Source organism: Streptomyces sp. AK010, assembly GCF_014207295.1.
GTDB classification, from domain to species: Bacteria; Actinomycetota; Actinomycetes; order Streptomycetales; family Streptomycetaceae; genus Streptomyces; species Streptomyces massasporeus.
This window is the reverse complement of record NZ_JACHCX010000032.1, coordinates 1-13,605: the sequence shown is the minus strand read 5'-3', so window position 1 is coordinate 13,605 and position 13,605 is coordinate 1. Positions and strand designations below refer to the sequence as shown.

The following is a 13,605-nucleotide window of genomic DNA, read 5'->3' as shown; positions in this document are numbered from 1 at the left end:
GCATGGTGGCGCCAACTCCACCCCAGAGGGGGGGGAACGCCATTCTGCCGCCGGAGAATGATCTGAATACTGAGCTCCATGAGCAAATCCATGGCGCTTCCGGTGGACCCGTCGAGGCAAGGAGAACGACAGGAGAAGAACAGGGGAAGTGACTTCTCTGAATTGTCTCGGCGTATAACCGAGGCCGGGCTTCTACGGCGCCGTCCTGTGTATTACACGGTCCGATTCGGGCTGGTCGCCCTCGCCCTCGCGGGGTGCGTCGGCGCGTTTCTCGCGCTGGGGGACAGTTGGGGTCAGCTGTTTGTCGCCGTCGCTCTGGCCGTGGTCTTCGGCCAGCTCGGACTGGCTGCCCACGACCTCGCCCACCATCAGGTCTTTTCCCGGCGGCGGCCCAGTGAGGCAGGGGGACTGCTGGTCGCCGACCTGTTGCTGGGCATGAGCTACGGGTGGTGGATGAACAAGCACACCCGGCATCACGCGAATCCCAATCACGAGGGAAAGGACCCGGACGTCTCGCCGGACATTCTCGTCTGGTCGCGTCGGCAGGCGCGCCGGGCACGGGGCCTGCCGCGTTTCGTCGGAAAGCACCAGGCCGCGCTCTTCTTCCCGCTGCTGACCCTGGAAGGTCTGAATCTGAGCTTCAGCAGTTTCCGCGCTCTGAAAAGTCCGTCGGTGAAAAGGCCCGCACTCGAGTGCACGCTGCTCGTGGTTCACTTCGTGGCGTACTTCGGCGGCCTCTTCACCGTCCTCTCCCCCGCCAGGGCGCTTCTTTTCCTCGCAGTCCACCAGGGCCTGTTCGGCATCTACCTCGGTTCGGTGTTCGCGCCCAACCACAAGGGGATGCCCGATGATCGAGGAGGGGACCCGGCTGGACTTTCTGCGCCGCCAGGTCCTCACCTCGCGCAATGTCCGCGGCGGTGCTCTGATCGACGCCTTCATGGGCGGGCTGAACCACCAGATCGAGCACCACCTCTTCCCCAGCATGCCGACACCTGCACTCGCCAGGGCGCAGGTCATCACCGAGCGGTACTGCGCGGAGCTGGGCATCCCGTACCACCGGACGGGGCTGATCGCCTCGCACCGGGAGGCGCTGCGCCACCTGCGGAGTGTCGGCGAGCCGCTGCGCGCCGCGACGCAAGGCTGACCCGGAGCACGGTCCGGCAGGGACCGGACGGCTTCTCTGGGGCACCGCGCCGGCCCAGGGGGACGGCGCGGTGCCGGTGCTCGCCGCGCCGGCCGTGAGGCGCGGCCGTGTCGGATCGTGCCGGGGGCGTCAGTGCAGTGGCTTGTCCAGGACCGCCTTGCGGTGGCTGAAGGTCTCGATGGAGTAGCGGCCGTGATAGTTGCCCATGCCGCTCTCCCCCACCCCGCCGAACGGCAGGTCGGAGACGGTGAGATGGGCGAGCGGAAGTCCGTGGCCGAGGCCGCCCGAGGAGGTCTCGGCGGCGAACCGGCGCCGCGTCCCGTCGGACTCGCTGAAGACGTACAGGGCGAGCGGCTTGTCCCGGTCGTTGATGAAGTCGATCGCCTCGTCGAGACCGGGGACCGTCACGATCGGCAGGATGGGGCCGAAGATCTCCTCCTGCATGACGGGCGCGTCGGGGTCGACGCCTGCCAGGACGGTGGGCGCGATGTACTTCGCCGTCCGGTCACTCGTGCCGCCCACGACGGTGCGGCCGGAGTCGAGCAGGCCGGTGAGCCGGTCGAAGTGCCGTTCGTTGATGATCCGCCCGTACTCGCCGGAGGCGGCCGGGTCGCTTCCGTACAGTGTCTTCACGGCGTCCGCGAGCAGTGGCTCAAGGGCCGCCGCGGTCTCCGGGTCGGTCAGGACGTAGTCGGGGGCGACGCAGGTCTGTCCGGCGTTGAGGAACTTGCCGTGGGCCAGCCGCTCCGCGACGACGGCCAGGTCGGTGTCGCGGTCGACGAACGCCGGTGACTTGCCGCCGAGCTCGAGGGTGACCGGGGTGAGATGCTCGGCGGCGGCGGCGGCGCGCAGCACGATGCGGCCGACCGTGCCGTTGCCGGTGTAGAAGATGTGGTCGAAACGTTCCGCCAGCAGGGCCGTGGTCTCGGGAACGCCGCCCTCCACCACGGCGACCGCGTCGGCGTCGAGGTACGCCGGCAGCAGCCGGGCCAGGGCAGCGGAGGTGGCCGGGGACAGCTCGCTCGGCTTGGCGACCACCGCGTTGCCCGCGGCCAGGGCGCCGACGACCGGGGCGAGCAGAAGCTGAGCCGGGTAGTTCCAGGGCGCGATGACGAGGACGACGCCCAGCGGGTCGTACTGCGTCCAGACCGTCACGTCCGCGCCGAGGTGGGCCGGGGTCGGGGCGGGCTCGGGGCGCAGCCAGTCCGCGAGGTGATCGAGGGTGTGGTCGATCTCACGGACAGTGAAGTCGATCTCGGTGCGGTAGGCCTCGGTGGCGCTCTTGCCCAGGTCGGCGCGGAGGGCGCCGGCCAGGTCCGCGCCGTTCTCCGTGAGCATGTCGCGCAGCCGGCGCAGCTGGGCCGTGCGCCACTCGACGGGCTTGGTACGGCCGGTACGGAAGGTGGCGCGCAGACGGGCGACGACGTCGGCGGGCTGCTCAGGGGCGGAATCGTTCACGGGTTCCTCGCAGAGTCACAGTCGGATGTATATACCAACCTTCTGACCGCGCCTCTGGATTCCACCCTTCATGAACCTCATCCGTGCCGTGTGTCACAGCGGGTCGAGTCCCCGCCGCAGGACAGGGGCGGCGGGGATCGACCCGACGGTTCTTGGGTGGCGCCGTTCGGTCGGCGGGCCGAGGGGACCTTCGAGGGTCATCGGGTCCTGAAGCGGCGGAAGAGGTTTCGGGCCACGTACACGCCCGGGCCGCCGAAGCCGACGATGTCGACGCGTCCGTCGCCGGTGATGTCGGCGAGGAAGCGAGGGTGGCGGCCTACCCGCCAGGCACCGGCGTCGTCGTTGTACCCGAAGCCCCGGCACACCAGCTGGGCCTGCTCGAATCGGCCATCGCCACGGTTGTGCGCCACCCAGACCCCTTCGTCGCCGAAGCCGACGATGTCCGGGGTGCCGTCGCCGGTGACGTCGGCGAGGAACCGGAGATGCCTGTCACTCGTCCACCCCTGGGCGAGCCCGAAATCGTTGAGGACAAGCTCCGCGGCGTCGAACGTGCCGTCGCCGCGCCCGCGCGCGACGACGACGCCCTGCGGGCCGAAACCGACGATGTCCGCGGCTGCGCCAACGGTGGTGCCGGCCAGGAACCGGGGGTGTTCCCCGGCCGTGCTCCACCCCTGGTCGACGCCGAAGTCGTCGAGGATGTACAGCGGGTCGGCGAAGGTGCCGTCTTCGTCCTGGAGTGAGATCCAGACGCCGTCGTCGTGGAAGCCGACGATGTCGAGCCTGCCGTCACCGGTGGTGTCGCCGAGGAGGCGAGGGTGCTTGTCGGCCAGCCATCCGCCCGCCTTTTCGTCGTGGCCGAACGCCCGGAGGACCGGTTCGTCGGCGAGTGACGCGAACTTCCCCTCCTCGTCCTGGAGTGAGATCCAGACGCCGTCGTCGTGGAAGCCGACGATGTCGAGCCTGCCGTCACCGGTGGCGTCGGCGAGGAAGCGAGGGTGCTTGTCGGCGAGCCACCCGCCGGCCTGTCTGCCGTGCCCGAATGCCTTGAGAGCCGGCTCGCCGCTCGTGAGTGCGAACGTTCCGGCCTCGTCCTGCAGGAACCTGCGGACACCGTCGGCGGCCAGCACGACGGCGTCAGGCTTGCCGTCGCCCGTCGTGTCCGCGAGAGTCCACAGGTCTTCGGTGCTGGGAGAGGGTGCGGGCGGGTGCAGGACGCGCTCACCGTCCTGAAAGGTGCCGTCGCCTCTGCTGGAGGCCGTCACTGCCCCCTTCGCGGGTTTGAGCCCCACGATGTCCGCCTGGCCGGCTCCCGTCGTGTCGGCGAGGAGCCGGTCACCGACCCACGCCCATGGAGCCGCTTGCCCTCTGTGGGAGCGGCCGTCTGCTCTGGTGCTCTTCCAGCCGCCGGCTGCCTGGTCGCTCCCGAACCGCTCGAGGACCAGCAGCATGTCGCTGAAGGAGGGCGTCGCCTCGGGTGCGGGCCGCAGCGCGGTCGAGCGGGCCAGCCGCCAGGACCGGCGGCCGTTCCAGTGGCTCAGTGGTGCCCAGCGCAACGCGGGGTCGCTGGTGCGCCGGGGCTCGGCCGGGACGAACCGCCAGCGCTGGCTCTCCGCGCTGTCGTCGTACTCCCGCAGGACGACCCGGGTGTCCTCCATTCCGGGGTCGGCGAGGTCGAGAACGGCCCGGCCGGTCGCGTCCTCGATGAAGTAGAGGCCCGCTTCGCCCTCGACGGGGACGACGTGCCACTGCTGCGCCTTCTTGCCGGCGGCGGCGTCCCACTGACGGAGCCTGACCTACAGCCAACGGGCGCTGTACAAGGGGCCTTGACCGGGCCGCGCCGCCGCCACGACGACCAGGGGTGATGACCATGGTGTTCGACAACATCTTCGACTTCGCGAAGAACAGCGCGGGGCTCTTCTCCGTGACCACCGACGCCACCAAGCAACAGCCGGGCGCGGACATCGACTTCGAGGACGCCGAGGAGGACACGTACGACGACAAGAGCACGAGCCTGTTCAGCCGTGAGATCCACGGGGCTTCCTCCCGGGCGAAAGTAGTGCGGGAGCAGTCGCCCGAAGCGCGGGCCGTTCTGGCCTTCCTCGGCTCCTTCATCCAGACCACCCAGGCTTCGGCCGGTGCGCAGGCCGAGCACCCCCATGCCGGCTCGGTGTCCGCCGCGGCATCCGCCGGCATGAACCAGGCGAGTACGACGGTGACGGATCACAGCGGCCTGCAAAAGGACAAGGACCTGGAGAGCAGGCCGAAGAAGAGCGACTACGCCAAGCCCCCCAAGACCCCGGAAGCCTCCGAGCCACCGCCGGCGCCCAAGGCACCCAAGGCAACTGCCGAGACCCCGCCCAAGTCGCAGTGACGAAGGGCCCATGAGGGGGCAGGGGCGGCGAGACCGCCCCTGCCCCCTCGCGCGTCACACGGATCAGCCGCCACTGCTGGTGGCGGGCTTCAGCACCCTCGTAGGCGCGCTGCGCCACCACCGCACCGGAGCCCTCCCGCGCGCCGGCCACCTCCAGGACCTTGCCGCTGCGCACGTTCTCGATCCTGTACAGGACATCGCCGTCGTCCTGGCCCGCGGCGACCAACCGCCACCGCTGCTGATCCCTGGAGTTGGCGAGCACCTGCTGGACCTCGGCCCCGTCCTTGACGGACTCACGCACGACCCCCATCCGCAGCCTGCTCCGGACGTTGGCCCAGGCGACCACCGTGCCCGACTCGGGCCGCCCGGCCATCTTCGCCGACGCGATCTTCCGGGCCCTGTCGTTGGCATGGTCGGCGAAGTAGAGCGCGTCGACGCAATCCACTGCGAGCCCATAGGGGTTGCGCAGCTGGGCCGAGACGGCCGGGCCGCCGTCACCGCCGAAGTTCGCGGCGCCCGTGCCCGCGACCGTACTGATCTTTCCGTCGGCCGTGACCTTCCGGACCCGGTTGTTGCTGTGGTCGGAGATGTAGAGGGCGCCGGTGCTGTCCGCCACCACGGCCACGGGGTAGTGCAGCTGGGCGGCGGTGGCGAGACCGCCATCACCGCTGAAGTTCGCGGAGCCCTTGCCTGCGAACGTGCCGATGTTTCCGTCAGGCGTGACCTTCCTGATCCGGTGGTTGTAGTAGTCGGCGATGTAGAGGTTGCCCACGCGGTCCACGGCCACTCCGACCGGGTGCCTCAGTTGGGCCGAGACGGCAGGGCCGCCATCACCCAGGGCGCCCGGGGACCCGTTCCCCGCATACGTACTGATCTTCCCGTCGGGCGTGACCTTCCGGACCCGGTGGCCGCCGTGCTCGCAGATGTAGAGGTTGCCTGCGCTGTCCACCGCCACGCCGAGCGGGCTGTTCAACTGGGCGGCGGTGGCGAGACCTCCGTCACCGCCGGAGCTTGCGTGGCCGGTGCCGGCGAAGGTGCTGATCTTTCCGTCGGCCGTCACCTTCCGGATCCGGTGATTGCCGGCATCGGCGATGTAGAGGTTGCCCGCGCCGTCCACCGCCACCTCGCGCGGATTTCTCAACTGGGCCGAGACGGCGGGGCCGCCATCACCCAGGGCGCCCGGGGTCCCGTTCCCCGCACATGTGCTGATCCTCCCGTCAGTTGTGACCTTACGGACCCGGTGGCCGGCGTACTCGGAGATGTACACGGTGCCGTAACTGTCCACCGCCATCCCCAGCGGACGGTTCAACTGGGCCGACACAGCGGGCTCGGCGTCCCCTGCGGACCCCGCGACCCCGGTCCCCGCGAAGGTGCTGATCACCGGGGCGGCTTGCTCGTCCCCCGTCGTCGCTGCTTGATCAATGCTCATGGTCATCCCTTTCGCCGTTCACCCCAGCGCCGACTACAAGCGGTACTCGGCCGGCTGCGCACCGCCGCCACGCCGGTACCGGCGCTCTGCGATGGTGACGCTCACAAGGGACAACCAGGGACGAACAGCGGGATGCCAGATCACGCAATCGTCTCGAAAGGGAGTGTTTACCCAACCCGCGGCCCCGGGCGCCCTGTTGACGGGGGGAGGCGCTCACCAGGATGCGACCGAAAGGCCAGTCACCCTCAGGAGGTAATGGCAGGCACGGCTTTGACGCTGCCGGGCGGGGGTGCGGGAGCAGGGGCATGGGCGGGATGGCAGCGCGGCCATGCCCGCCCTACGGGGTCCCGTCAGCCGGCGGCGAGGAGCTGCAGCGTGTCGATCACGCGGTTGGAGAAGCCCCACTCGTTGTCGTACCAGGCGACCACCTTCACGTGGCGGCCGTCGACGCGGGTGAGGGCCGAGTCGAAGATGGACGAGGCGGGATTGCCCACGATGTCAGAGGAGACCAGCGGGTCGTCGGAGTACTCGAGGACACCGGCGAGCAGTCCCTCGGCCGCGGCACGGTAGGCGGCGAGCACGTCGTCGCGGGTCACGTCGCGGGCGACCGTCGTGTTGAGTTCGACGATCGAGCCCACCGGCACCGGTACGCGGATCGAGTCGCCCGACAGCCTGCCGTCCAGGCCGGGCAGGACCAGTCCGATCGCCTTGGCGGCGCCGGTCGTGGTCGGCACGATGTTCACGCCGGCGGCCCGGGCGCGACGGGCGTCGCGGTGCGGACCGTCCTGCAGGTTCTGCTCCTGCGTGTAGGCGTGCACGGTCGTCATGAATCCGTGCTCGATGCCGGCGAGGTCGTCGAGCACCTTCGCCAGCGGGGCGAGGGCGTTGGTGGTGCAGGAGGCGTTGGAGACGATCGTGTGCAGGTCCGGGTCGTAGGAGTCGGTGTTGACCCCGAAGGCGAGGGTGACGTCGGCGCCGTCCGACGGCGCGCTGACCAGCACCTTGCGCGCGCCCGCGTCGAGGTGGGCGCGGGCGGCCTTGGCGGAGGTGAAGCGGCCGGTGGCTTCGAGGACGATGTCGACGCCGAGTTCGGCCCAGGGCAGCTGCGCCGGTTCACGCTCGGCCAGCACCTTGATCCGGCGGCCGTCGACGACGAGGACATCCCCCTCCACGGTCACCGGACGCCCGAGGCGGCCAGCCGTCGAGTCGTAGGCGAGCAGCCGGGCGAGCGTGGCGGGCTCGGTGAGGTCGTTGACGGCGACGATCTCGAGGGCGCTGTGGCGCTCCAGCAGGGCGCGCAGCACATTGCGCCCGATGCGGCCGAATCCGTTGATGGCGATGCGAGTCATGAGTGATGTCCCTTCGTTATCGCCACCAGGCTCGCTCGCAGCTCACACCGCCGACAGTGGCGCGATCGCCACGGTTCAAAAGGATCCCGCCAAAGGGCCCCGCCATGGATCACGCCACGGATGTCTCCAAGGCCTCCTCCACGGATCGCACCTCGATTCCCGTCACGGGTCCTGTCACGGATCCCGTCACGGGTCCTGTCGCGGATCCCGTCACGGGTCCTGTCACGGATCCCGTCATGAGTCCGTCGCGGACCCCGTCATGAGTCCGTCGCGGACCCCGTCATGAGTCCGTCGCGGCTACTCGCCCCGGGTGAAGGTGCGTCGGTACTCGCTCGGTGTGGTGCCCAGGATGTGCTGGAAGTGCAGGCGCAGGTTCGCGCCGGTACCGAGCCCCACGTCGGCGGCGATCTGTTCGACGCTGCGCTCGGAGCGCTCCAGCAGTTCCCGGGCCCGGTCGATGCGGGCGCGCATCACCCACTGCATCGGCGTGTAGCCGGTCTCCTCGACGAAGCGCCGGGAGAACGTGCGCGCCGACACCCCGGCCTGCCGCGCCAGCAGGTCGAGGGAGAGTGGCTCGCCGAGCCGGTGCAGCGCCCACTCGCGGGTGGTGCCGAAGCGCTCGCCGAGCGGCTCGGGCACACTGCGCGGCACGTACTGGGCCTGGCCGCCGCTGCGGTAGGGGGCCGCGACCAGTCGACGGGCCGCGTGATTGGAGGCGGCCACTCCCAGGTCGCCGCGCAGGATGTGCAGGCACAGGTCGATGCCGGAGGCGGCGCCGGCCGAGGTGAGCACGCTGCCCTCATCGACGAACAGCACGTTCTCGTCGACCTGGACGCGCGGGTACCTGGCCGTGAGGGCTCGCGTGTAGTGCCAGTGCGTCGTGGCGCGCCTGCCGTCGAGCAGGCCCGTCGCGGCGAGCGCGAAAGCCCCGGTGGAGATGGCGGCCAGCCGCGCGCCGCGCGCGTGGGCGGCGATCAACGCGTCGACGACGGGCTGCGGCGGGTCCTCCAGGTCCGGGTGCCGGTAGCCGGGGACGAAGACGATGTCGGCCCACGCCAGCGCGTCCAGGCCGTGGGCGACGTGGTACGCGAGCCCGTCGCCGCCGGTCACGAGACCGGGTGTCGCCCCGCACACCCGCACCTCGTACGGCATGCTCGCGCGGGTCGTGAAGACCTGCGCCGGAATGCCGACGTCGAGCGGCTTGGCACCCTCGAGCACGAGGACGGCGACACGGTGGAGACGGGAGGACGGCACGGAAGAGAGGCTACGGGGAGCCGGGCGCCGGAACGCCCACTGCCCGGGCCGAGCAGCCGACACCATCGGGGCTGTCCTCCCTCGGCGCACTCCACACCCTGTGCCACCACCGCCCCGGCTGCCGCAGTGCGCAGGGCGCCGTGGTCAGGGTGTCATCGGCGTTTTGGCCACCCCCGGTCGCAGCCTCGCCCTTTGCACGGCAAGGGTCGGTGCACTGCGCATGCTCCGTCGGGCGCTCAACCGCAAGGTTTCAGGTCCGTCCGAAACACAGGTGTTCGAAAACCCGGCGGTGTCGTTGAGCCATGTGACCAGCCGCGACGAAGGGGGACCACGTTGACTTCAACTGAATCTCACGAGCAGCAGGACACCGCGCCACCGCCGTTTCCACCGCCGGCGGAAATCACCTACAACGGGCAGTACGCGGTCAACCCGCTGGCCGAAGTGTCCTTCGGGCGGATGTGCGCCCACATTCCCAAGGTGCTCCTCAGGATCGCCCGGTTGTCATGGAGGACCGACCGGCGTGCGGTGCAACTCCTGTTGGGCTGCCAGGTGATCACCGGTGTCTCGGCCGCCGTCCTGCTGACCGCGACCGCCGAGGCCATGGGGCCGCTCCTGTCCGACGCCGCCGTCACCGACCGGCTGCGCAGCGCCCTGCCCGCGCTCCTGGTCCTGGCGTTGGCCGCCTCGCTCGGCCGTGGCGCGGGCTCGGTGGCCACGTATGCCGAGCGGCGCGTCACCCCCCGCCTGACGACGGAGACGGACAGCGCCCTCGTCGAGGCGGTGTGCCGGGTCGAGGCCGCCGCGTATGCCGTGGACGGCTTCTCGGACCGTCAGGAAGCCGCCGAGATGGGGGTGATCCGTACGCACGTGATGGTCACCGACGCCCAGCGCTTCGTGTCCGCCCTGATCCGTATGGTCACCGCCGGCAGCGTCCTGTCGGTACTGAACGTGCTGATGCTGCCGTTGCTGCTGCTCGCCGTGCTCCCCGCCGGCATCGGAGCCGTCATGACGGCGCGGGTGGACTACGAGACGCACTACGCCAATGTGGCCGACCGCAACGTACGCGGCATGATGCGCTGGTGGGCCACCACCTCGAAGTACGGCGACGAAGTCCGCGCCAACTCGATGACCGACTACCTGACCTACTGGTACCGGGCCCTGTCGGACCGCTGTGACCGCCGCACCCTCGCCGCGACGCCACGGACCCTGCGGATCTCCCTGCTCTCCTCGCTGGCCGGCGGCGTCTTCCTCGTCGCCACGTGGGGAGCGCTGGCCTGGCTCACCGTCAGCGGACGCATCGACCTCGCGGTCGCCGCCACCGCCGTCGTCGCCGTGCAGACGACGCTCGGCGCCCTGTCCCAGGTCGTCGTCAACGGTGCGGCCGTCTTCCACACCAGCCTCTACCTCGGCGACACGCAGTCGTTCCTCGACGACGCCGCGGACCGCGCTCCCCGACGCGGCCCCCGCAGCGTGACCGCCCCGATCGAGGAGATCAGGCTGGAGGAAGCCACCTACCAGTACCCGGGCAAGGACAAATCCGCCGTGGACGGCGTCTCACTCAGGCTACGGCGCGGCGAGATCCTGGCCATCGTCGGAGCGAACGGCTCCGGCAAGTCCACCCTCACCCGGCTGATCACCGGGATCTATCTGGCGGACAAGGGCAAGGTCCGCTGGAACGGTGTGGACCTCGCCGAAGTCGTCCCCGCCACCGTCTGGGCGCACACCGGCCTCGTACCTCAAATTTTCGCCCAGTGGCCGCTGCGCGTCCGGGAGAACATCACTCTCGGGCAGCCCCGCACCCATGACGACGCGGCCGTGTGGGAGGCCGTCGACGCCGCCGGCCTGCGTGAGGCCGTCGATGACCTGCCTGCCGGCCTGGACACACTGCTCGCCCGCGACATCTTCGGTGGATCGGAACTCTCCGGCGGTCTCTGGCAGCGCGTCGCCTGTTCCAGGGCCCTGTACCGCAAGCCCGGGCTTCTGATCCTCGACGAGCCCACCTCCCAGATGGATCCGCGCGGTGAACACGGCATCTTCGAACAGATCAAGGCCATCGCCGCCGACCGCATCACCATCGTGGTCACGCATCGCCTGGAGAACACCTCTTCTCCGGGGGTTTGGCCTGTAGCGGTGGCAGGGTGCTCAAGTTGATGCAGCTCAGCTCCATTGCGCCTGACCTTATCCATCGCAACAGGTGTGGCGCCATCGCTGGATCGGGTGGGGTCGTCCGAGCGCACCCTGCACGGTCAGGCATTGGCCCTTCACGCCGACCTACCCCTCTGCTAAGGCAGCGGGGTGGCCGGTGAAATAGTCACCACAAGGTGATCACCTTGTTCAGGGGCGCTTGCGATGCCGTTGCCGCAGTTCTTCCAGCCGTGCGCGTGCAACGCCATCTCGCCTCGTCGGCGGGGTGGCATGCGCCGGACGAGGTACTTCAGGTGGAGAAGGCAGTCTCAGAGACGTAGATACCAGTGTGAGGACTGCTTCCAGATCAGTGGCAGCAAGGTAAGCGAGACCGCCCTTGTTCAAACCTCGAAAGCGTGAGTCGTTCCTGCGGAACGAGGCCTGAACCCGTCCCCTTCGGGTGGTGACGCTGCTGCGCTCTGCCTGCGAAGTGTATTCGATCTCGATAGCCAGGTCGTGCGTCGCGGAGCGCGACCACCAAGTTTTCCACTGCGGATCACCCTGGACCATCTCGACCACAGTGTCGGCTGCATCGAAGTACGCCGTGGGAATGTCCCGGTCGCCGTGCACTGCGACGATAAGCCAAGGGGTGTCCTTTTCGGCAATGGCTGCCAACTCTCGGGGGTCATCCATGCCGAATCCAGGAAGCGGGCCTAGCCATGGTTCTCCGGTGGTTTTCTCATAGGCCATGGAGACAGCCTCGGCTAGGCCATCGGACTCGCTGAAGTTCCAAGTGCAGTCGGCCACCCGGTCGGGATTTCTCTGGATCTGCTGATATTGCGACCTACCCGCTGCCACGATTGCGTATCGGATATTGACAAGCGCGTCACCAAGCAGTGGCACCGGCGGCGCGTCTGGCGGATCATTCACGTCGCGAGCCGGAATTCTCGAGAGGGTCTCAGTTTCAATTTGCTGCACCATTGCCGCCAATATGTCGGCGAACTCTTCAATGCGATCTTTGCCCTCTCTCGCTAGGGTCTCTGCCAGTGCCGGAGTGGTTCGCTGGTTTGCCACGCCTTCGAGAAGGTCAATGAGGGACCAGAACTCTTCTTCTGTCATGGATCAGCTTCCTTGCCACTGATGAGTGCAGCGGGTGGGCCACCTTGGCGGCCCACCCGCTTGTCTTTTGCTCAGCCCTGTGCGCGCGGCATCCTACCGGCAGCTCTTCGCCTGCCCTGGTGGGCAGTGGCGATGCCTGGCCACATACTGAAGGATCATGGCTGCTTCCCAGCTGCGGGCGTAGAACCATCCCTTCATGTTGCTCCTCAGTACGGTGTACCTGCACCCGCTCGATACTCGGTAATACCTGTTGCAGGAGCTGATCTGACTCGCCGGCCTGCTCTTACCGACTCGGGATATCCCGTATTTCCAGACCTTACCCTTGTAGTAGATCATGTAGCCGATGTACTTGCTGTTCTTGTACTTCTTGGCCGACTTCGATCTCGGGTTTGGGAGGGGAACGTCCGGGCCAGGCATGCTGATCGTGCATCCAAGTGCCTGGCAGATATACGCGGTCGCTAGAAGGATGATATATGCGATCGCGACTGCAGTGCCGACGGCAAGCCAGTATCCCGGGGCCACGACAATGGCCCAACGGCCGTCCGCGTCCATGTAGTTGATCGGGTCAGTGGGATAGCCGTAGGCGTTTGCGTTTCCTCCCACCACGGGGTCGGGAGAGAGGAAGAGCCCGGTTGCGGGATTATACACCCGGACCCCCGTGACCAGCAGACCACCGAGGGCATCCTTTGAGACGCCCTGGCTTCCGAGCCAGTCGTAGCGGGCTGCGGTTTGGCCGACCTTGGAGTTTCCGTACTCGTCAGTGTCCAGGACGGTCGGTGCGACGCTGGTATCCAGAGGGAGGACGAGGCTGACGTCTCCGTGGATGTTGGTGAGCTGAAGGACCGTTCCGCCGGTCTTGGTGGTCGTAGCCGCCAGGCTGCCGTCGAGGCCGGTCACGTTTCGGGTCAGTGCGCCCGTTGCGGTGTCCTCGATGATCCAGCGGGGGACGCTGCCGTCGCTGTCGTAGTGGTTGACTTTGGATGCGGTCTGGGTCCAGGTGGAGCCGCTGCCGGTCTCCGTCTTCCAGGACCGGAAGCGCAGGCGGGCGTCGAGGTGCCAGGTCTGGCGCTTGCCGTTGTCGGTCTGCTGGTAGGCGAGGTCGTTGGCGTAGTACGCGATCGTGCTGCTTCCAGGGTTCGCGGATGCACGGCCGAAGGCGTCGTAGGTGTAGCCGGTGTCGACGATGCGATCGGCACTGTCGTAGCTGTGGTTGCTCGCGGTGCCGCCTGTGGTGGGACAATCCAGGCCGGGGACACCGGCCGCAGTGAGACCCGTGCATCGTGAAACGTGCAGGTGAGGTGCGCTGGTGTGCGGGCGAGTTGCCGTGCTCGTGCCGGTCGGTGGCGGGTGTCCATGG

The 13,605-nt window shown here is 68.6% G+C and carries 8 protein-coding genes and 4 pseudogenes; 4 read left to right on the top strand and 8 right to left on the bottom strand.

Features of this window, described 5'->3' with window-relative positions; all coding sequences use genetic code 11:
* Window positions 1-90 precede the first annotated feature (90 nt).
* Window positions 91-1,144, top strand: a pseudogene (locus HDC93_RS35425) (fatty acid desaturase family protein).
* Window positions 1,145-1,273: 129 nt separating this feature from the next.
* On the opposite strand, the gene HDC93_RS35420 reads toward HDC93_RS35425, so the two are convergent.
* Together HDC93_RS35420 and HDC93_RS35415 are read right to left on the bottom strand one after the other, a co-directional pair.
* Complete coding sequence (locus HDC93_RS35420; RefSeq protein ID WP_185014922.1) at window positions 1,274-2,602, bottom strand: aldehyde dehydrogenase family protein; 1,329 nt, start codon at window positions 2,600-2,602, stop codon at window positions 1,274-1,276.
* Between the two features lie 197 nt (window positions 2,603-2,799).
* Window positions 2,800-4,389 (bottom strand): annotated as a pseudogene (locus HDC93_RS35415) (FG-GAP-like repeat-containing protein); the annotation flags it as partial.
* A gap of 80 nt (window positions 4,390-4,469) precedes the next feature.
* Between HDC93_RS35415 and HDC93_RS35410 the strand changes: the two are divergent.
* Window positions 4,470-4,973 (top strand): hypothetical protein, encoded by a 504-nt coding sequence (locus HDC93_RS35410; protein WP_185014944.1) that lies wholly within the window; start codon window positions 4,470-4,472, stop codon window positions 4,971-4,973.
* A 64-nt stretch (window positions 4,974-5,037) separates the two neighbouring features.
* On the opposite strand, the pseudogene HDC93_RS39500 reads toward HDC93_RS35410, so the two are convergent.
* Window positions 5,038-5,199, bottom strand: a pseudogene (locus HDC93_RS39500) (RICIN domain-containing protein); the annotation flags it as partial.
* A gap of 58 nt (window positions 5,200-5,257) precedes the next feature.
* Here HDC93_RS39500 and HDC93_RS39495 point away from each other — a divergent pair.
* A complete protein-coding gene (locus tag HDC93_RS39495; RefSeq protein WP_311774723.1) occupies window positions 5,258-5,398 on the top strand; it encodes a hypothetical protein in 141 nt (46 codons plus the stop codon).
* 335 nt (window positions 5,399-5,733) lie between these two features.
* Here HDC93_RS39495 and HDC93_RS39490 read toward each other — a convergent pair.
* The 3 genes and pseudogenes from HDC93_RS39490 to HDC93_RS35395 form a co-directional block, all read right to left on the bottom strand.
* Window positions 5,734-6,264 (bottom strand): annotated as a pseudogene (locus HDC93_RS39490) (hypothetical protein); the annotation flags it as partial.
* A gap of 488 nt (window positions 6,265-6,752) precedes the next feature.
* The gene (gene gap / locus HDC93_RS35400) at window positions 6,753-7,751 is read right to left on the bottom strand and encodes a type I glyceraldehyde-3-phosphate dehydrogenase (protein ID WP_185014921.1); all 999 of its coding nucleotides are present in this window, start codon (window positions 7,749-7,751) and stop codon (window positions 6,753-6,755) included.
* Window positions 7,752-8,048: 297 nt separating this feature from the next.
* Window positions 8,049-9,005 carry a GlxA family transcriptional regulator gene (locus HDC93_RS35395; protein WP_185014920.1) on the bottom strand — a complete coding sequence of 319 codons (957 nt, stop codon included), beginning with the start codon at window positions 9,003-9,005 and terminating at the stop codon, window positions 8,049-8,051.
* A gap of 333 nt (window positions 9,006-9,338) precedes the next feature.
* On the opposite strand from HDC93_RS35395, the gene HDC93_RS35390 reads away from it, so the two are divergent.
* Entirely contained in the window at window positions 9,339-11,156 is a 1,818-nt protein-coding gene (locus HDC93_RS35390; protein WP_185014919.1) for an ATP-binding cassette domain-containing protein, read from the top strand.
* A gap of 183 nt (window positions 11,157-11,339) precedes the next feature.
* Here the strand turns inward: HDC93_RS35390 and HDC93_RS35385 are convergent, their stop codons facing one another.
* The gene (locus tag HDC93_RS35385; RefSeq protein WP_185014918.1) at window positions 11,340-12,248 is read right to left on the bottom strand and encodes a DUF4240 domain-containing protein; all 909 of its coding nucleotides are present in this window, start codon (window positions 12,246-12,248) and stop codon (window positions 11,340-11,342) included.
* Between the two features lie 93 nt (window positions 12,249-12,341).
* A partial coding sequence (locus HDC93_RS35380) for an RHS repeat-associated core domain-containing protein (protein WP_311774720.1) occupies window positions 12,342-13,605 on the bottom strand: 1,264 nt, incomplete at its 5' end.